At 42.9% G+C, this 18,850-nt stretch carries 18 protein-coding genes and 4 tRNA genes; all 22 read left to right on the top strand.

All coding sequences use genetic code 11. The annotated features are described in order from the left end of the window. The first annotated feature begins 190 nt into the window (after positions 1-190). Positions 191-276: transfer RNA gene (locus FXZ76_RS02205), tRNA-Tyr, on the top strand. Positions 277-292: 16 nt separating this feature from the next. Next, positions 293-368 (top strand) — tRNA-Thr (locus FXZ76_RS02210). 303 nt (positions 369-671) lie between these two features. Beyond that, a tRNA-Met gene (locus tag FXZ76_RS02215) sits at positions 672-748 on the top strand. 65 nt (positions 749-813) lie between these two features. Continuing rightward, positions 814-2,010, top strand: coding sequence for an elongation factor Tu (gene tuf, locus FXZ76_RS02220; protein WP_079535498.1), 1,197 nt, complete (start codon positions 814-816; stop codon positions 2,008-2,010). A 121-nt stretch (positions 2,011-2,131) separates the two neighbouring features. Beyond that, positions 2,132-2,281, top strand: coding sequence for a 50S ribosomal protein L33 (rpmG, locus tag FXZ76_RS02225; protein WP_079535500.1), 150 nt, complete (start codon positions 2,132-2,134; stop codon positions 2,279-2,281). Positions 2,282-2,331: 50 nt separating this feature from the next. After that, a tRNA-Trp gene (locus FXZ76_RS02230) sits at positions 2,332-2,406 on the top strand. 51 nt (positions 2,407-2,457) lie between these two features. Next, a complete protein-coding gene (gene secE, locus FXZ76_RS02235) occupies positions 2,458-2,940 on the top strand; it encodes a preprotein translocase subunit SecE (RefSeq protein WP_231961730.1) in 483 nt (160 codons plus the stop codon). Beyond that, entirely contained in the window at positions 2,940-3,470 is a 531-nt protein-coding gene (gene nusG / locus FXZ76_RS02240) for a transcription termination/antitermination protein NusG (protein WP_079535504.1), read from the top strand. Before secE ends, nusG begins: the two co-directional genes overlap by 1 nt. Before the next feature lie 91 nt (positions 3,471-3,561). Further along, complete coding sequence (gene rplK / locus FXZ76_RS02245; protein WP_079535506.1) at positions 3,562-4,065, top strand: 50S ribosomal protein L11; 504 nt, start codon at positions 3,562-3,564, stop codon at positions 4,063-4,065. 106 nt (positions 4,066-4,171) lie between these two features. Next, the gene (gene rplA / locus FXZ76_RS02250; RefSeq protein WP_079535509.1) at positions 4,172-4,873 is read left to right on the top strand and encodes a 50S ribosomal protein L1; all 702 of its coding nucleotides are present in this window, start codon (positions 4,172-4,174) and stop codon (positions 4,871-4,873) included. A 219-nt stretch (positions 4,874-5,092) separates the two neighbouring features. Further along, positions 5,093-5,278 carry a ferredoxin gene (locus FXZ76_RS02255; protein WP_079535512.1) on the top strand — a complete coding sequence of 62 codons (186 nt, stop codon included), beginning with the start codon at positions 5,093-5,095 and terminating at the stop codon, positions 5,276-5,278. A gap of 28 nt (positions 5,279-5,306) precedes the next feature. Continuing rightward, positions 5,307-6,152, top strand: coding sequence for an NAD(+) synthase (gene nadE / locus FXZ76_RS02260; RefSeq protein ID WP_079535515.1), 846 nt, complete (start codon positions 5,307-5,309; stop codon positions 6,150-6,152). A 36-nt stretch (positions 6,153-6,188) separates the two neighbouring features. Then, positions 6,189-7,460 (top strand): sensor histidine kinase, encoded by a 1,272-nt coding sequence (locus tag FXZ76_RS02265; protein WP_079535518.1) that lies wholly within the window; start codon positions 6,189-6,191, stop codon positions 7,458-7,460. Between the two features lie 335 nt (positions 7,461-7,795). Then, complete coding sequence (locus FXZ76_RS02270) at positions 7,796-8,167, top strand: hypothetical protein (RefSeq protein ID WP_147571515.1); 372 nt, start codon at positions 7,796-7,798, stop codon at positions 8,165-8,167. 386 nt (positions 8,168-8,553) lie between these two features. After that, positions 8,554-11,703: an MSCRAMM family protein gene (locus FXZ76_RS02275; protein WP_079535524.1), complete on the top strand. Its 3,150-nt coding sequence runs from the start codon at positions 8,554-8,556 to the stop codon at positions 11,701-11,703. A 105-nt stretch (positions 11,704-11,808) separates the two neighbouring features. Further along, positions 11,809-12,684 carry a DMT family transporter gene (locus FXZ76_RS02280; protein ID WP_162273037.1) on the top strand — a complete coding sequence of 292 codons (876 nt, stop codon included), beginning with the start codon at positions 11,809-11,811 and terminating at the stop codon, positions 12,682-12,684. Positions 12,685-12,974: 290 nt separating this feature from the next. Then, positions 12,975-13,622 carry an HAD family hydrolase gene (locus FXZ76_RS02285; protein ID WP_079535530.1) on the top strand — a complete coding sequence of 216 codons (648 nt, stop codon included), beginning with the start codon at positions 12,975-12,977 and terminating at the stop codon, positions 13,620-13,622. A 295-nt stretch (positions 13,623-13,917) separates the two neighbouring features. Then, positions 13,918-14,412, top strand: coding sequence for a division/cell wall cluster transcriptional repressor MraZ (locus tag FXZ76_RS02290; RefSeq protein ID WP_079535533.1), 495 nt, complete (start codon positions 13,918-13,920; stop codon positions 14,410-14,412). 54 nt (positions 14,413-14,466) lie between these two features. Further along, complete coding sequence (gene rsmH, locus FXZ76_RS02295) at positions 14,467-15,429, top strand: 16S rRNA (cytosine(1402)-N(4))-methyltransferase RsmH (RefSeq protein WP_079535535.1); 963 nt, start codon at positions 14,467-14,469, stop codon at positions 15,427-15,429. A 16-nt stretch (positions 15,430-15,445) separates the two neighbouring features. After that, positions 15,446-16,093, top strand: coding sequence for a hypothetical protein (locus FXZ76_RS02300; RefSeq protein ID WP_079535536.1), 648 nt, complete (start codon positions 15,446-15,448; stop codon positions 16,091-16,093). Positions 16,094-16,103: 10 nt separating this feature from the next. Then, on the top strand, positions 16,104-17,783 hold the full coding sequence (locus FXZ76_RS02305) for a peptidoglycan D,D-transpeptidase FtsI family protein (RefSeq protein WP_079535538.1): 1,680 nt from the start codon (positions 16,104-16,106) through the stop codon (positions 17,781-17,783). 16 nt (positions 17,784-17,799) lie between these two features. Then, positions 17,800-18,840, top strand: a complete 1,041-nt coding sequence (gene mraY, locus FXZ76_RS02310) for a phospho-N-acetylmuramoyl-pentapeptide-transferase (RefSeq protein ID WP_079535539.1) — start codon at positions 17,800-17,802, stop codon at positions 18,838-18,840. The last annotated feature ends 10 nt before the right edge of the window (positions 18,841-18,850 follow it).

The following is an 18,850-nucleotide window of genomic DNA, read 5'->3' on the forward strand; positions in this document are numbered from 1 at the left end:
AGTTATTCGGCTAATCTGCACCAGATAGTGTATTTGCCGACGGTTATTAGTGCCTGTGTTAGAATAGTGACACGCCCGGTCGCGTTGATTATGTTGTCGAAATGTATTTTTCTTAATAAAATAAGACAGCTTGCTCATTTGGGAGCTAGCGGCAGCTTGAAAATTTCACATATTTTTGGGCCTTTTATGAGGGCGAGTGCACCGAGTGGTTAAAGGGGACGGGCTGTAAACCCGTTGGCTATGCCTACCTAGGTTCGAATCCTAGCTCGCCCACCATCTTCGCAGGTTATGCGCCTGTATAGCTCAGTCGGTAGAGCACTTCGTTGGTAACGAAGAGGTCACCGGTTCAAGTCCGGTTGCAGGCTCCACTGATTTGCCAAACTAAACAGAAATGGCATGCGAATGTGCAGATGTTAGTGCAACCATCTGCAAAGGTTTCTAGCTTTAGAGAGTTAGAGCAAACTACAGATAAATGGAAGGAATGGTGCATGAGCACCGCAAAGCCATTTATATAACGACAAGAATGATAATTTTCTTGTTGTAAAGAACGAGCAAGATGCGTTCAGTACAAGGAAGTTCGGAGCGATTTTGAGGGAGCGTACTTTGTTACGTAACCGAAAAATCGACGACAGAACTGACGCAGTAATTAATGCATATTGCGAAGTTATTTTGGCGGCGTAGCTCAGTTGGTCAGAGCACACGGTTCATACCCGTGGCGTCACTGGTTCAAATCCAGTCGCCGCTACCATTTTAGAAATGAGCGTTTACTACTTTTATTAGGGACGCTAAATAAAAAAATTACAGGAGGACATTATGTCAAAAGAGAAGTTCGAAAGGTCAAAGCCACATGTAAATATTGGCACCATTGGTCACGTTGACCATGGTAAGACAACTCTTACAGCTGCTATTTCAAAGACTTTGTCAGAGAATGACGGCAGCCATGGCACAGCACACGCTGACTTCACTGCTTTCGATATGATCGACAAGGCACCTGAAGAGCGTGAGCGTGGTATCACGATTTCTATTGCACACATTGAATATGAGACAGACAAACGTCACTATGCTCATGTTGACTGCCCAGGACATGCTGACTATGTAAAGAACATGATTACTGGTGCTGCTCAGATGGACGGAGCAATTCTTGTAATTGCCGCTACAGACGGCCCAATGGCTCAAACTCGTGAGCACATCCTTCTTGCTCGTCAGGTAGGCGTTCCATACATCGTTGTATTCCTTAACAAATGCGACATGGTTGACGACGAGGAACTCATCGAACTCGTCGAGATGGAAGTAACTGAACTTCTTTCTTCATATGGATTCGATGACTGCCCAATCATCAAGGGTTCTGCTTTGAAGGCTCTTGAGGGTGACAAAGAATGGCAAGAAAAGATTTGGGAGCTCATGGACACTATTGACGAGTACATCCCAACTCCAGAGCGCGACGTTGACAAACCATTCTTGATGGCTATCGAAGACGTTATGACAATTTCTGGCCGTGGCACAGTTGCTACTGGTCGTGTTGAGCGTGGTGTTCTTCACATGAACGACCCAGTCGAGATTGTTGGCATCAAAGAGACTCAAAACACAGTTGTAACTGGCATCGAGATGTTTAGAAAGCTTCTTGACGAGGCTGAGGCTGGAGACAACGTTGGTGTTCTTCTTCGTGGTGTAAAGCGCGAGGACATTGAGCGTGGACAAGTCATCTGCAAACCAGGCAGCGTAACTCCTCACACAGAGTTCGAAGGTCAGGTTTACATCCTTACAAAGGACGAAGGCGGACGTCATACTCCATTCTTCGATGGATATCGGCCTCAATTCTACTTCCGCACAACTGACATTACTGGTGTTGCTCATCTCCCTGAGGGAACAGAGATGGTTATGCCTGGCGACAACGTCACAATCACAGGCGAACTCATTCACCCAGTAGCTATGGAAGAGGGACTCAAGTTTGCTATCCGCGAAGGTGGCCGCACTGTTGGTTCTGGCAAAGTAACCAAGATCATTAAATAAATTGTGAAATAATTAGAAGCGTGAGGGCAGACTAGTTTCTGCCCTTATGTTTCTATAAAGGTAAAATTTGTGAAGTTTTAATTTAAGCGATCTTCTGAATTGAATTAAAAGAGGAGTGTTCATGCGAACAATGATTACATTAGCGTGTACTGAGTGCAAAAGACGCAACTACACGACTAAGAAAAATAAGCAGAACAACCCAGACCGCGTTGAGCTAAAGAAATATTGCAAGTGGTGTGGACATCACACACTGCATCGTGAAACTCGATAAAGTCAGGTGTTTTTTGTAGATTCATGCCTGAAGTGAGCAAAGAGACTAATACGCCAGTAGTTCAATGGTAGAGCGTCGGTCTCCAAAACCGAAAGTTGAGGGTTCGAGTCCTTCCTGGCGTGCCATTTTAGGCAGATGAGATTTAGATAACAAGGAATTGATAATTTATGGCCAAGATGTCAAAAACTCAAAGAGCTAAGGCTTCTGCAAAAAGAGCTGCTAAAAAAGAGGCAGCGCAGAACCAGCCTGTTGAGACTGCAGGAGAGAAAGAATCTTCTGAAGAGGTCAAGGCTGCAAAAGCTCAAGACACTAAAGCTAAAAAAGATTCTGCTAAGGAGGCTAAGAAAAAAGAGGCTCCTAAAAAGCAACATTTTCAGTTCCTTAAAGATGTGCGTGCTGAATTAAAGCGCGTTACTTGGCCAACTAAGAAAGACGTTTTCCGATGGAGCGGTGTGGTAGTGGCTGCACTTTTGTTTTTCGGAATTTTCGTTTATCTTCTTGATAACTTTGTTGTAACACCTTCACTCATTGGAGTTTCTTCAATCGAGATTGAGGGAGTTACACCTCAGAGCGAATCTGAAATTCGAGCAGCTCAAGCTACAGCAACTGTACAAACTTCAGATGGATCAACAAACAGTGCCCAAGGAGGTCAACAGTAATGGCCAAGCGCTGGTATGTATTACACACATATTCTGGTTACGAGAACAAAGTCAAGACAAACCTCGAGAATAGAATTGAGTCTTCAGGTCTTGAAGATGTAATTTCAAAAATCGAAATCCCAACAGAAGTTGTTGCCGAAATTAAAGAAGACGGCAAACGCGTTGAAGGTGAAAAAAAGGTTTTTCCTGGGTATGTTCTTGTGAGAATGGAGATGAACGACCGCACGTGGTCGATTGTCCGAAACACTCAGGGTGTTACAGGGTTTGTAGGTTGCCAAGGCAAGCCAGCGCCTCTAACTCGTGAGGAATACAACAAGATTATGAAACGTGCCTCGGCTGAAACTCCAAAAGAGACGACTTCTGCTCTTAAAGTCGGACAAAGCGTGCATGTTATTTCTGGTCCTCTCAAGGACTTCGATGGCACTGTAACAGAAGTCATGCCTGATGCTGGAAAAGTGAAAGTGTCAGTTTCAATTTTCGGACGTGAAACGCCTGTAGAATTAACATTTGATCAGGTATCAGAAATTTAGTTTTTAACTGTTGACTTTGTGCCCTCGTGGACAGGGGCTTCTCACAAAGCAATTGTTTTGATAGAGATAACTTTTAAAGGAGAAATAAACAATGGCTGCTAAAGAAGTAAAAGGATTTGTAAAGCTTCAGCTTCCTGCTGGTGGCGCAACTCCTGCTCCTCCAGTTGGCACTTCGCTCGGTGCTCATGGCGTTAACCTCATGCAGTTCTGCCAGGCTTTCAACGCTGCAACCGATGCACAAAAGGGTACGATTATTCCTGTTGAAATCACAATTTATGCTGATTCAACTTTCGATTTTGTTTTAAAGACACCACCTGCTGCTGTTCTCATTAAAGAAAAGCTCGGCATCAAGAGCGGTGCTGGAATCCCTCAGTTGCAAACAGTTGGAACTCTAACCGATCAGCAACTCACAGAGATTGCAGAGATTAAGCTTCCAGACCTCAATGCTAATGACATCGAAGCTGCTAAAGAAATTGTTGCAGGAACTGCAAGAAGCATGGGTGTTCGCATCGAAGGCAGAGAAATGAAGAAAAAATATGAGGTAACTCGCAAACTTGCTGCTATGCTTAAGGGAGAGACTGTAAGCGAAGCATAAATTTTGGAATTATCGCGTCACGAGCCAGTTCCGTGGCGCGGTTTTTCATATTTTTAAACAGTGGTAGGGAACTTAAGCCCCCGAATGACCCACGAAAGGAAAAATAATGGCTAAGAAATCTAAGCTCTACAATAGAGCTGCTCAGAAAATTGAGGACAAGTCCTATGCTCCTCTTGAGGCTTGCAAGCTTCTAAAAGAAATCGATCACGTAAAATTTGACGAAACTGTTACAGTTGACTTCCGCCTTGGAATTGACACTCGTCAAGCTGACCAGCAGGTTCGCGGAACTGTTGGACTGCCAAATGGATCTGGCAAAACTGTTCGCGTTGCTGTTTTTGCTGAGGGAGATGCTGCAAAAAAGGCAGAAGAGGCTGGTGCAGACATTGTGGGAACTGATGAACTCACCGAACAAATCAACAAAGGTGTTTTCAACTTCGACGCAACTGTTGCAACTCCTGATCAAATGGGCAAAGTTGGACGCTTGGGCAAAATCCTTGGTCCTCGCAATCTCATGCCTAACCCTAAGCTTGGAACAGTTACAAATGATGTTGCTAAGGCAATCGCAGAACTCAAAGGTGGCAAAGTTGAATATCGTGCTGACAAAGCAGGCATTTGCCATGTAATCATTGGCAAAGTTAGCTTTGACGCAGAAAAACTTGCTGAAAACTATGGCGCTGTTTATGACGCTATTCTTCGTGCAAAGCCAGCTGCAGCAAAAGGTAAATATGTGAAAAGCATTGCTCTTTCAAGCACAATGTCTCCTGGCATTGCAGTTGATGAGTCTGTACAACGCAACTACGCTGAGTAGTTCAGAAACTTTTCTCTAATATTTAAGGATTGAAGAACCTAATATTGCGTTCAGAAGAGCAATAAATGAAGAATCATTATGACCCCGGTTTAATTGCGCGGGGTCATTTTTTATGTTAAGCAGAGTATATTGGCAGCATTCTATTGAAGGTTCCTTGGTTATGGGCTATTGTCAAAAGCTGGTAACATTTGAGTTGAATGAATGTTTGCAGGAGTTTATATGAAAGAATTACAAGTAGACAGAGAATTGTGCATTGGTTGCTGCAGATGTGTTGACTTTGCCCCGATGATTTTTGCTATGGAAGACGGTCTTGCATATGTCGAGATACAACCTTCAGAAGATGAATTTGACGAAGCTAATAACGCATTGGAAAACTGCCCAACTGAAGCCATAGATTGGGTTTAACCTATTTTTAGTTCGGAGGCGATGATAAATGAAGCGTTCAAACTACAACTTCAACAGAGAGCATTCACACGATGCCATTATTGAAGGGCTAAGACGCTATTTTGGAGACGCTGGGTATGAAGGAGATTTTGTAATCGGTCTTTCTGGAGGAATTGATTCAGCTCTTGTTGCCTATTTTGCTGTGGAAGCTTTTGGCAAAAAGCGTGTTCATGGGATGATTCTACCTTCAAACACAACTTCAGAAAAATCAATTGATCTTGCAATGAAGTTGTCAAATAATCTTGGAATCGATGCCCATGGCTTGCCTATTGGCAAGATTAATGACGATTTTGTTGCTAATTTTGAAAAAAACTATGATTGTGAGTTGGGTGGACTCGCGAGAGGAAACATTGCTGCGCGCCTTCGCATGATTTCTTTGATGACTGCGTCGAATGAGTTTGGATGGAAGATTCTAAACACCGGGAACAGAACAGAGGCGATGCTTGGATATTGCACCCTGTTTGGAGACACTGTTGGTGAATATGCGCCAATCGGTGATGTTCTGAAAACTGAGATTTATCAGCTAGCCGAAATGATTAATCTGATATCAAAAAGCAGAGACGGGTTTGAAGTTATTCCTCATGAAATTATTTCTCGTCCTGCAACGGCTGAGCTTGTGGATGGTCAAACTGACGAGAAAGAAATTGGTGCGAGTTACGCGACAATAGACAGAATTTTGTGGGGGCGATTTGCTCAGGATATGACAGTTGACGAGTTCGTCGCATTTGGTTTTGATGGGGAAGTTGTTATGTCTATTTTGGCGAGGGTTTCTAGAAATGCTTTTAAAGCAAAGTTTTATGCACCTCACCCTGTTATTCACAAAGAACTCAACTAGCTTTAGCTTTAAAAGAAATGATTTGGATTCATTGACATGCTTGACTTCCTAAAGAGAACATTTATCAATGAGGACGTTGATATGGAGGCGGGCGATTGGCTTGTTGACATAATCATCGCCCTTGGTGTTTTTGGGATTGCTCTTGCTCAGCTGTCGTTGACTGCTGGGTTGATTATTCCCGACGCTTTCACAAGAAAAATGCTGGGAATTAGCGTTGCTACTCCAAGTATGTTTGGACTTCTTGCAATTGGAGCAACATCTCTGCCTCTCATTTTTAGACGCAAATTTTCTTGGGCCTGTTTTATATTTTGCCTGATTTCCTGGGCGTTTTTGAGTTTTAAGGGAGATGATATTGCAGTTTCTATGCTTCCTTTGCTTGTTTCGCTTGTTTCTCTTTGCGCAATGAGGCCCCTTGAGGATTCTTTTGTTGCCGCCTTGCTTGCATTTTTGGTTGTTGGTTTTGTTCCGTCGTTAACACCGCATTCTGTGTTGTCAAATCTGACTATGATTCAAAACCTCTCTCTAGTTTTTGCAGGAGCTGGCGTCGGTATTGCTTTTAAAACAACGCGTGATCTTGTGGATTCAGCTGAATTGAGAGTGCGACAGACTGAAGAAGCGGCTAAAGCTAACACTGCTAAGCGTCTGGAGGAGGAGCGCGTGGCGATTGCTCGTGAACTTCACGACATTACTGCTCACTCCCTTTCTGCGATTTCAATTCAGGCAGCTGCAGCAGAGGCCCAGATAGACAATTCTCCAAGTGACGCCAAGGAAACAATAGCTGGAATTAGAAACATTGCGAAAGGTTCACTTGCAGAAATCAGGCAAATGATTGGTGTTTTGCGCGAGCCTGGTGACGCAGAAAACGGCCCCGATCTTGTCCCCGCACTTGGGACAGATAATCTCGGCGACATTAGTGATTACCTCAGTAATGCTCAAATTCATTGTCAAATCAACATGCACAACTACGACAAGCAAAAGACTCCAAGCTTTGTTGACATTACAATTTTTGGAATTTGTCGCGAAGCGGCAACTAACATTGTTAAACATGCTCAGGCAGATTTTGTGCAAATCGACATTGAGATTGTCACGCCTGACTTTCCCAGGATTATTCGTGGGTCTTCTTGCAAGTGTTATGTGTTGTTGTCTGTTCGCGATAACGGTGTTGGTCTAGGAGAGAATCTTAGCAAAACTAGTGGCCACGGCGTAGAGGGAATGCGAGAAAGAACTGTTGCGTTAGGCGGAGAGTTCAACATTGAAAACGCACCTGGCGGTGGAACTCTTTTGACGGCTATCCTTCCACTCAGCTAAAAACGGCTCTAATGAAATTTAAGACACAGTATAAGTTGGAGATAAAAAGCTATCCCGGTTTGGGAGTGTTGTTGCTTGCAAGGTTTATGCTTTGAGCGGCGAAGACAGCAGGTTGTTCATAAAAGCTGTGAATTCTAAGGTCGCGGTAAAATGCATCGTTTACTTCTTACTAATTTTTTTAGTTGATGTTCGTTTAATGAATTTACTGTGGGATAAATGAGTCGTGACTAGGTTTTAATTGTTGATAAACTTTTAGTGATAAAAATTTCCTGTTGTGCGACAACTTCGCTTCATTAAATTTGCATGGTGATGAAATGATTACGGAAGATTACTTAATGAGAATGCTACTTGCTTTTTTCAAAGCGCTTGTTGATGCCCGTGCACGTGCGCTAAATGAGAAAGACCTTGTTGGTGCGGCTGAGATGCTCGAAGATGTTATTGGGGAATCCTCTGGCCTTGGTGCAGACATGTTCTTGCGTCTAGCACCTGAGTCAATCGCAACCATTTTGCAATCAACTGGAACCGACCCCGAGGTGACTGAATTCATGTCGCGAAGCTTGATGCAAGCGGCTGAATATCGCGAGAAGAGTGGAGACGCAGAAACAGCGAATCTAAGGCGTGAGCAAGCACACGCAATAGCTGATGCATATGGTCATGACCTAACAGTTGCAATGGAAGAATGGCTCTCTGAGCACGACTATTCTTAAACACTTTTCATGCCTTTGGCAGGCATTTATCTAAAAATGCTGAATAAAAGTGTTGCCCTTTCTTTAGTTTGTTATCTCGCTGCTAAAAGCATTTCATTTTTCAAATTATTTGTTTTACCTTGACCTCATGTTTGACTGATTAAACTTTAGCGTGATATAAATCTGTTTTTCTTCATTTGTTTTAACAAATAATCTTCATCTGTTCTATCACTAAAACTTCATTTCGCATTCATCAGTTTAATCACTTATTCAATGACAATCGCTTCGCATTTATCTGCACGTATTCAACATTGTTTTATTCACTTTTGATGGGTAGTTCTTTCTTATTTTTTTGGAATGTTCACACTAAAGTGTTTCGTAGGCGGATTAGATGAGAAGGAGATGACATGAAGAAAGGATATTTTAGGCTCAAAAGTTCAAGAGCGCTTGCGGTGTTTCTGTCTTCGTTACTCTGCTTAACCGCCGTCCCCCTGCTTGCTTTTGGAGGAGGTGAGAATGTTTCTGTGGAAGTGGAAGAGGAGTTGATAACACACAAAGAGGTCAGTCCCAACGATTTGCTTGTGCTTGATAAGATTGACACCACATCGTTGCTTAGCGGCCTTTCTGAGTTGAGCGAGTCTTCGATTGGAATCACTCATCCTGAAGAAGAAAGCCTTGACGACGAAGGCCTTCATGAAGATGCTTCTAAAGAGCGAGGTTTTGTTGCTTCGTCTGATGATGAGAGAACTATTTATCTTGATAGTTTTGAGGTGTCTGCTAGTGATAATGAGGGTTTTGAACAACACGAATCAAAGTGCAAGCGAAAAGTTGACAGCGCGCGTGTCGACGACAGAAATTCTGATGACGAAATGGTTGGCTTCACAAGTGCTGATGACGAATGTTTTGGCGCTGGAATTAGTGAAAAAGCAAGGTATATTGACGTTGGTCTGGTCGACACAGGGAAGAGGATGCGAGTTAAGGTTAGTTTTGCTGACTGCTCGAGACTGCCTGAAGGTACTGGGGTCAAATCCCTCATGGAAGACGAAAGTCTAATCGGTGATTGTTTCTTATTTCAGCAAGAGTTTCTTTCTACTTTGTATGACTTTGGAGATGCTTCTTATTATTGTTCGTTCATAGATGTTCCAAAAATCAATTCAATTGTCGATGAATGGGCTGTAGATGTCTTATTTGCAAGAGACAATTTCTTTGGAGAGTCGGTTGAAGGAGTGAAGTGGTTGCGCGAAAGAGGCGTTGCACTTGTTCCACGTGCCTATGTTGACTCATGGCAAAAAAGAGATGGTGAACTTTATTGTTTGCAAGCCCAATTGCTATCTCTTGCTGACAAATCTATTGCTAGTAAAGAAGTGTCATTTCCTTTGAGTGTTGTAAACACGACCAAGTGTTCAAAGCTTGAAACAAGAGCAGTTGGCTCGTTGATTTCTGGCGTCACGCACATACAATTAGTAGAGGAAGGCAGGGCTGATAGCTTGGATGCAAATTCGATCGTTGCATCCTTAAACAATGGAGCGATGAATGTGCGTGCGGTGGGCTCTAACTCTTCTCTTGCTAAAAGAGGGCAAGACATCGATTCTGGCACAAATCTCGCTGCATTAAATGCTGCATCATATGACAATTTAACAGGAGTTTTAACGCTTAATGTTCCGCCAATGAGCATAATGAATGCTACCGTCGAGTATGCTAGCGAAACAGATGTAGCTGTCGCTCAGGAGGCTAATGTTCGCATCGGAATCTCAGATGTTGATTATTGTGGAGCTGTTTTTGACAAACTGAATCTTGCTGACTGTAAAAACTTGATCGATGAATGGTTTGTAACTTGGACATGTCAGGACACTTCGGGAGACTACATTATTTCTCGTGATTACGTTGCTTGGGGTCCATCAACTCAGCATGTTTCTGACCTGAACTCATCAACAGACGTGGAGCGTGTTAGTGCTTCATATGACTATTCTATATCGCTTTACAATGATGATGACCTGCCGCGACCAGTTGACTGGAACGGAGGTGAGTCGTGGCGACATTATTTAATAGACAATCCCGATTACGCCATTAACCGACTTGGAACAGCCGATGGCTTTGGTAGTCCAAATGAGCAACTTCAAAACTTCAATTGGCATTTTCAAGATCCTTTTAAGGTGCGATTTTACCCAGCCGTTTGTTGCAAAATTAGCACACCTTTTGATGATCGCGGGAGTGAGGTGATGCGAACTGTAACCAAGGTGCTTGGAGTAGACGAAGAAGAGCAGAGCATCACTCTTGGCTTTGTGTCATCGAAAAAGCCTGGTAATCCGCAAAACTGTTGTTTCGTATTGAAATTTAAAGTTGATTCATTTGGGAAGATTTCTTTGAAGAAGTCAATCTCTGCCGATGAAGGAGACAAAGCAAACGAGCTTTTTTCAGTTGCCAATGCTGAATATGGCGTGTGGCGTGACGAGGCGCACGAGAATTTTGTTGCAACCTTAACGACTGATGCAGAAGGCGTGGCTACTTCTGAAGAATTGCCGTCTGGAACTTATTGGGTGCAGGAAACGAGCGCACCAGCTGGATTAACGCTTAGCCCCAACAACATGAGAGTGAGTGTTGGTGGCGGCAAAACATCGATTGTTGCCGATTCTGAGACCCCAGAGGGAGATTCTGTAGTTAGTGAAGATGTGCTTAGAGGAGATTTGAAATTAAAGAAAATCCGTGATGTCGATGGCGCTCCTCTTGCTGGAATCCCTTTTCGTCTGGTGTTAATCGAAACTGGCGAGTATCACGTTTTAGTTACCGATGAAAATGGGGAAATTGACACTTCTTCAACAAAAGTTCTTCATTCTGAGAACACTAACGAAAATGATGGTGCGAAAACTTTTGACAATTTAACGAATTCTGGAGTTTGGTTTTTTCTCGGAGATGGAGGAGGTGTGAATGATGCCAAGGGAGCTTTACCCTATGGTTCTTACCGACTTGAAGAAATCGCGTGTGCTGCAAATGAAGGGCTGGAGCTTGTCACAATTGATGACATTAAAATTTCTGAAGATAGTTTTAGACCAGCTGATGGGATAGAAACAACAACTGGTGGGTTTTCTAGCTCTCGATTGAGTGCGCAGGCTTGTGATTTAAAGCCAGAGATTCTTTTAGATGCTAAAGTTGGTTCGCTAAATTTTGTTCCACTCAAGGACGTGAGTACATCAACAGCTTTTAAAGAACACTTAATGCGGCTAGATGGGCTTAATCCATTGACCGAAGGAACAGAAAGTGACGCGAAGGTAAATAACGGGTTGGGTTTATGTGGATTTAATCCATTGATCGATGAAGAAGACAGTGGCGAACAGCTAAATAACGAGCTTGTTTTAGATTTAGGGGTAGTTGTAGATAAGTTAATTCCCACAGACGAAATACCCCTAAAACAAACAGACAAAACCATGCCTGACACAGGAGATATTATTGCGTCTCTTGTTTTGGGTGCCGTAGTTGCGTTTATTGTCCTGCTAGTTGGCATAATAGTCATTAAACGAATTAAAAACAAAGACAAAGGGGAGTGGAAGTATCCCTATTGATTTTTTGAACAAAATTAGTAATCGTCTAGAATTTTATTAGGAGACGAGACTGAGGGATTTATTTTAGTGCAAAGTTCATTTTGGACACAAAGACGAGCTGACATTATGCTTGCAATTATTGGTGCAAGCTGGGGGCTTTCGTATATTACTATGAAAGTTGTCTTAAACGAAATGACGCCTTTCTGGATGGCGTCGTTTCGTTTCCTTATTGCTTTTCTTTGTGTTGCATTAATTTTTGTTAAGCGCCTAAAAGACACAGACATTGACATCATTAAAGGCGCAATGGTCATCGGCTTTTTTGATGCGAGCATCTTTTTCACCTTGCTTCAAGGCTTGAAAAACACAACTGCAACAAATGCAGGTTTTTTGTGCTCTACCTCGGTAGTTATCGTACCCATTCTCCATGCTATTCTTTCGCGAAAAATGCCTGAAAGAAGGGTGATTGTTTGTTGCCTGATTGCGATTGTTGGAATAGGACTGATGTCAATCAAAGACTCTTTCACTCTTTCAGTTGATGACATGTGGTGTTTGGCGTGTGCATTTTCATATGCAGCGCTTGTGCTGTCCACTAATCATTACTCAAAGAAAGTCGACAGTTTGCTTGTTGGTATTTGGCAATTGTTTTTTACATTTTTGTATGTATTGGTGGTTGCAATCATTTTTGAACCTTTTAACATGCCTTCCTCTGGTTTGTGTTTCGCGAATTTGATGGTCATGGCCTTGATTTGCACTTCTTTTTGTTTCGTTATGCAAACGGTTGCGCAAAAATACACAACACCAGAACACGCAAGCCTAATGTTTTGTCTTGAACCAATTTCATCAGCAATTCTAGGTTTTTTGTTCTTTGGGGAAATGGTTGGCATAAAGGGATATTTAGGGGCTGCATGCATCCTGTTTGCAGTTGTGATTTCGTGTTTAAATTCAAGTGACAAATATCCCAAGAAGTCGGCTACTTTGTCATCATCGTGCAAGAATTCTTAGGCCTCATTAGTTAAAGTGCTGCTTGTATTGGCGTTTTTTTCGCAATGGCTTTTTCGATGCACCTTTGAGGACTTCTAGACTGTGAAGCTATTTTATTTAATTGAATTTGGTGACGAGCACAGCAACTGATGTAAACAACTTTTTAAAGTTTATAAAAATGTGAATCAGTGACTCAATGCGACTTCTTGGGTTACCTAATGTTAACAATCGTTTCGGCTCTTAAATTCGATTCGATTCTGCGTTAACATTGCAAAAGCAAGATTTTTAGTTTAGTGGGGGCTTTAGTTATTATGCTCAAAAATATTAAATGCGCTATCTTTGATAACGACGGCACAATTGCCGACACCCGTGCGCTAATTCTGCCTTCGATGAGGCACACAACTCAAACTGTTTTAGGTAAAGTTTACCCAGATGAGGTTTATGCATCTCAGGTTGGAATTCCGCTAGTTGATCAGGTTGTTAAATATACCGACGATCCCGATTTGCAAAAAGAGATGATGCAGGTTTATCGCGCCTACAACGAAGAACATCACGATTCTCTAATTCGCAAGTTCGATGGTTGTTATGACGCGCTCAAATCTATTGCAGATGCGGGGGTAACCCTTGCGGTTGCGACATCTAAGCTGAGAACCCTTTGTTCTCGTGGGTTAAAGATTTTGGGAATTGATGAGCTCATGACAACTGTTGTTGGCGCGGAAGACACCGAACGTCACAAGCCTCACGGGGACCCTATTGTTTTTACTGCAAACAAGCTTGGCTTTGATGTTAGTGAGTGCGCCTATGTTGGCGATGCTCCTTTTGACATGCAGGCGGCAAAGGATGCTGGCGTAACTGCTATTGGAGTTACCTGGGGATTCTTTAGCGAAGACATTCTTGTTGGTGAACATGCTGACTACATTTGCCACAATTTTGACGAACTCTCTGTTCTTTTGGCGTAATCGATAAATCAAACACTACTAGTCAATGACAGTCGTCCTGCTTTTTCAAGGTAGGACGACTTTTTTATCGAAAATAAAAGCGCAGTTGTGGGAGAAAGTGGGAGAAATTGTAGCAAAATGGGAAAAATAGTGTTGAAAACCCACATTTTGTGTTAGTATTCTATTCACGGTTTAAAGCCTTGTGGAATATTGCTTCTCAAACAACGAACACTAAAACAAAACTGAATTAACGCAGCTTAAACGCAGCATAAACACAGCAATAAACACTCCACAAAACATACCTTGGGAAGTGCAAATGGCCAACGAGAAAGACATAGTTGAGTCACCGAAGTCGACAGCCCAGATCGAGCTTCATGGAACTCACGAGTTTAAAGTCGACTCAAAAGGTCGTCTCACTCTCCCTGCAAAGTTTCGCAAGGTTTTGCCGCCTGACTTGGTAGTCACTCTTGATCCCCTGAACGAATATCTGATGGCTTTTACCCCCGCTGGCTTCAGTGAGTGGGCTAAAAAGTTTGTCGAAGACGCCACTGGCGAATTCATGACGAACAATAAAAAGCAGCTTGATCTTCGCAGGCGCATCATGAGCAGAGCAGATGATGTTGAAGTCGATTCTGCAGGACGCATTACACTCAAGGCAAACATGCGCAAAGCTGCAGGAATCGAAAAAAATGTCGTGGTCATTGGCAACGATAATTATTTTGAAATTTGGGCAGAAGAGAGGCTCGAGCAGAGTGAAAACCTCGACATCGATGGTGCTTTTTCTGAGAGTCTTGCTGATTTCATGAATTAATGTTGCTAAAAGACAGAACCATGAAAATTTAATATCGGCTTTTATGATAGCTAGATGACTGAATCTTTTGAACATATTCCGGTGCTGCTCAATGAAGTGCTCGCATCGCTTTCTCCAAAAGAAGGCGAGATTTTTGTCGACTGCACTTTAGGTGGGGCTGGCCACAGTGTCGAGATTGCTAAACGACTCGGGCGCTCAGGAACCTTAATTGGAATTGATCAAGATTGTGTAGCGCGAGAATATGCCACAAGTCGCTTGATGTCGCTAGATGAGGAAACGAGGCCAAAGATTTTTGTGATGCCAGCGAATTTTTCTGAACTGGACGCTGTGCTCACAAGCATTCCTGTCCCTGGAATTGATTGCATTTTGTTTGACCTCGGTGTTTCAAGCGTGCAGTTAGATGTACTTGAACGCGGCTTTTCCTATCACGAAGGTGCTCCTCTCGACATGAGGATGAACACAGAAGACGCAGGAATTAAGGCTGAAGACATTGTGAACACATGGGACGAGAAGTCTCTAGAGCGAATTTTTAGAGTCTATGGCGAGGAGAGGTTTTCTCATCAAATTGCTAGAAACATTTGCAAGAGTCGCGAAGTATCAAAGATAACAACAAGTGACGAGCTTGTTGAAATTATCAAAGAATCGATTCCTGCAGCCAAACGAAGGAGTGGCGGTCATCCTGCTAAAAGAACCTTTCAGGCGTTGCGCATCGCAGTAAACGATGAACTAAAGTGTTTGGAAACTGCTCTTGACTGCGCAATTCGTTGGTTAAACCCTGGCGGAAGAATTTGTGTTATCAGCTATCACTCGCTTGAAGACAAAAGAGTTAAAAACGCCTTTCGCGAATATGAGGACAGATGCACATGTGGTCCGGAAGTTCCAGTTTGCGTTTGCGGAAAAAAGCCGATTTTAAAAAGCAAACCTCGTGGGACAATCTTGCCATCTCAGGCTGAAATTGACAGAAATCCACGTGCAAGAAGCGCGAAGTTGCGTTGCGCGCACAAATTAAATAACTAAAAGTAAAGCGTTTAAATTGAGCAGAAACTTTCAACAGACAAACAGAAGCTACAAATCTCAGCGTTCAAGCGTTGCGTCGGCGAGGTCTAGCTGGGGAAACCCCAGAAACTCGTCTTATGTTTTTGGCTCTGCTGCTCCTTCTTTAAAAGAAGACAAACGCTCAAATGACAGATATTCCCGCAGAGCAAATGCGAGTTTTGCGGTGGCAGAACCAGCTTTAAAAGAAAGTCCTTCTCGTAACCGAGAAACTCAACAGAAAAACCGCAGTGTATTTCAAATTTTCAGCGGAGGTGCAAGAAAGCCGCAAGTGCTTGCTCGTCCAAAGACGATGCCTTTTGCATTTAAAGTTTTTGCATGCTGCACATTCTTGTTTGCGTTTATTGGAGTTGTAAATGTAACACTTTCTTCTGCTGCAATTGTGTCAACGCAAGAGGCGGAAAAGTTGAGTTCGCAAATCACTGAAGCACGCGAGCAGGGAAAGTCGTTGGAAGTTGAATATGGAACTCTCAACAATCCGACAACCCTAAAAGACAAGGCTACAAAGCTTGGAATGGCCACGCCAACTGAAGTAATTCAACTCAATATCACTGAGGACAATTGTGTTCTTAACAGCGATGGCTCAATTGCTCTTGCTTCATCTCTAAAGGCAGTCGCCAACCAATAGCGAGGTTGGCATGCAAAAATCAAATGGAATAAATTCTCCACGCTGGTTTATCGCAGTTTTAGGGCTGCTCTTAATTCTCATTTTGGGCAGGCTTTTGTTTCTCGTTGTAATTGCGGGCCCGTCTTATTCTGCACAGGCTGAAGAAACGAGAACGAACACAATTCCAATTGCTGCTAAGCGTGGAACAATTTATGATCGCAATGGAGTCGTTCTTGCGGCTAGTGTCGATTCGATTACTGTTAGCTGCAATCCTTCCAAAATTAAAAATGCAAGCGACATTGCAAAAACAATTGCCAACATTTATGGCGGCGAAGAAAAAGAATACCTCGAGAAGCTCACACTTTCGAATGCCACCTTTAATTATGTTTTTCGAATGGGCGATGTTGATAAAGGGGAAGAACTCGAAAAGTTGATAGAGGAAGACCCCGACAAATATGATGGCCTTTATTGCACCAATGAAGCAAGACGCGAATATCCTAACGGTTCAATTGGTGGGCAAATTATTGGGCGTGTTAACAATGATGGCGAAGCAATCTGTGGACTTGAGCTTGAATATGACGAAATTTTGAGCGGGGAAGATGGAAAATATGTTGTTGAGCGAAACGTGTCAGGCACCTATGCAATTCCAGGATCTGTAAAAGTTGACAAAGAAGCCAAAGATGGCCAAGACATAATGGTTTCGATTGACATTTCCATGCAGACTGAAGTCGAAAACATTGTTGCAGAAAAGGCAGCAGTGCAGGGAGATCGAGCCGAAGCAGTGCTTATGGACTCGTTTACAGGAGAGATTTATGCGATGTGTTCAACGCCATATTTTAATTCTGCTGACCCTAGTGAATCGGAAAGTGGCTCTGATTTAGTTTTGCCAATAACGCAGGCCCTAGAGCCAGGTTCAATGATGAAAACTGTGACAGCTCTTGGTGTATTGCAATCTGGGAAAATGAAGCCTGAAGATGAACTGTATTGTCCTGCATTGCTCGCGGCTGATGAATATTACATAAAAGATGCACACGATCGAGGCGACACAACAATGAGCCTCGACACAATTCTCACAGAGTCTTCAAATGTTGGAATTTCTCTCGCTTCAGACAAAATTGGAGCGCAAGGTATTTTTGAGAATCTGCAAAAGTCAAAAGTGCTTGACTTAACAGGAATTGATTTTCCTGGAGAAGCGCAAGGTTATGTGACATCACCTGACAATTGGTCAAATATTGCGAGATATAACATTACTTTCGGTCAAGGTGTGACGACAACTCCAATTGCCATGACTCGCTTTTATGCCGCAATTTGCAACAACGGCACAGCTGTCACGCCTCACTTTCTAATGGTTAAAACTCAAAATGGAGAGCGTCCAAATTGGGCCACCACTAATCTTGGCTACAGCGAAACAGCGCTCAGTGGCATTAAATCGATGTTGCACAATGTCGTGGCAAACGGCACATCAACTAAAGCTGCGATTGATGGCTATGATGTTTGTGGTAAAACTTCCACCGCTGAATATGCTGAGGATGGCAAATATAAAGAAGATTCATACAACGTTGGTTTCTGCGGCTTTTTGAACAATTCTTCATTACCGCTCACTTGTTATGTTGGAATCACCCGTTCTGAAGCCACGGTTACAACAACAGAAGTGTTCCACGATATAATGAAATCGGCCATTGAGAGATATGGCATAGCAAGCATCGGATAGTGCGAAGGAGACTAATTTGTATAGTTTTGTCGGAAGTTATCCAAGTTTTCTAGTGTTTTCGGCCCTTGTTTTGTCGGTCGCTTTCACCGTTTGTTTTATGCCTGGTTTCATTCGTTTTTTGAAGCGAGAAGACGTTGGCCAGCAAGTTCGTGAAGAGGGTCTAGAGACTCACTATAAAAAACAAGGCACTCCAACAATGGGTGGAGTGGTGATGATTGGTGCAGTCGTTCTAGCTACCATCTGTGTTGGTTATTTCGATTTAAAAATTGCTTCTCTTGTTACAGTTGCGCTTGCAGGTGCACTCATCGGGGTAGTCGATGACTACAAAAAAGTGCATTACAAAAACACGGAAGGCATGTCACCTAAGGGAAAGCTTATTTTACAATTTCTTGTAGCGGGTCTCTTTATTCTGGTTGCAGTAAATCAACTTGACATTGCTCCAACGCTTGTGTTCCCTCTAATTGGTGTTCTTGACCTAGGGGTTTTAAGCACAACATTTACTGTTGGAGCCACAACAATAACAATCCCTTGGCTCTATTTAATTTTTTGCCTGATTTTGCTCGTTGGAATGTGCAATGCTGTCAATTTGACTGACGGACTTGATGGCCTTGCAAGCGGTTGTGTGATGGTGGTAATGATTTTCTTTGCAGTTATTGCCTATCGCTTGAATTTACTAGAGCCAGCAATCTTTGCTGCCGCTGTAGGTGGTGCTTGTTGTGCTTTTTTGTGGTTCAACTCCAACCCTGCTTCGATTTTTATGGGCGACACAGGCTCCCTTTCGTTGGGAATGACTGTCGGTGCGCTGGCAATTTTAACAAAAACAGAAGTACTCTCAATCCTGATTGGCGGAATTTTTGTTGCAGAAGCAGTCTCGGTTTTAATCCAGGTTTTCTGGTTCAGAAAAACAGGCAAAAGAGTGTTCCTAATGGCTCCTCTACACCATCATTTTGAAAAAAAGGGCTGGGGAGAAAACAAAGTGGTTGTGAGATTCTGGATGATTACTGGACTTCTTGCTTCAGTTGGATTCGCTCTTTTCTTTGCAATGACAATACTTTAGTGATTAAATC

It is taken from the genome of Phoenicibacter congonensis (assembly GCF_902386915.1).
In the GTDB taxonomy this organism is placed as follows: Bacteria; Actinomycetota; Coriobacteriia; order Coriobacteriales; family Eggerthellaceae; genus Phoenicibacter; species Phoenicibacter congonensis.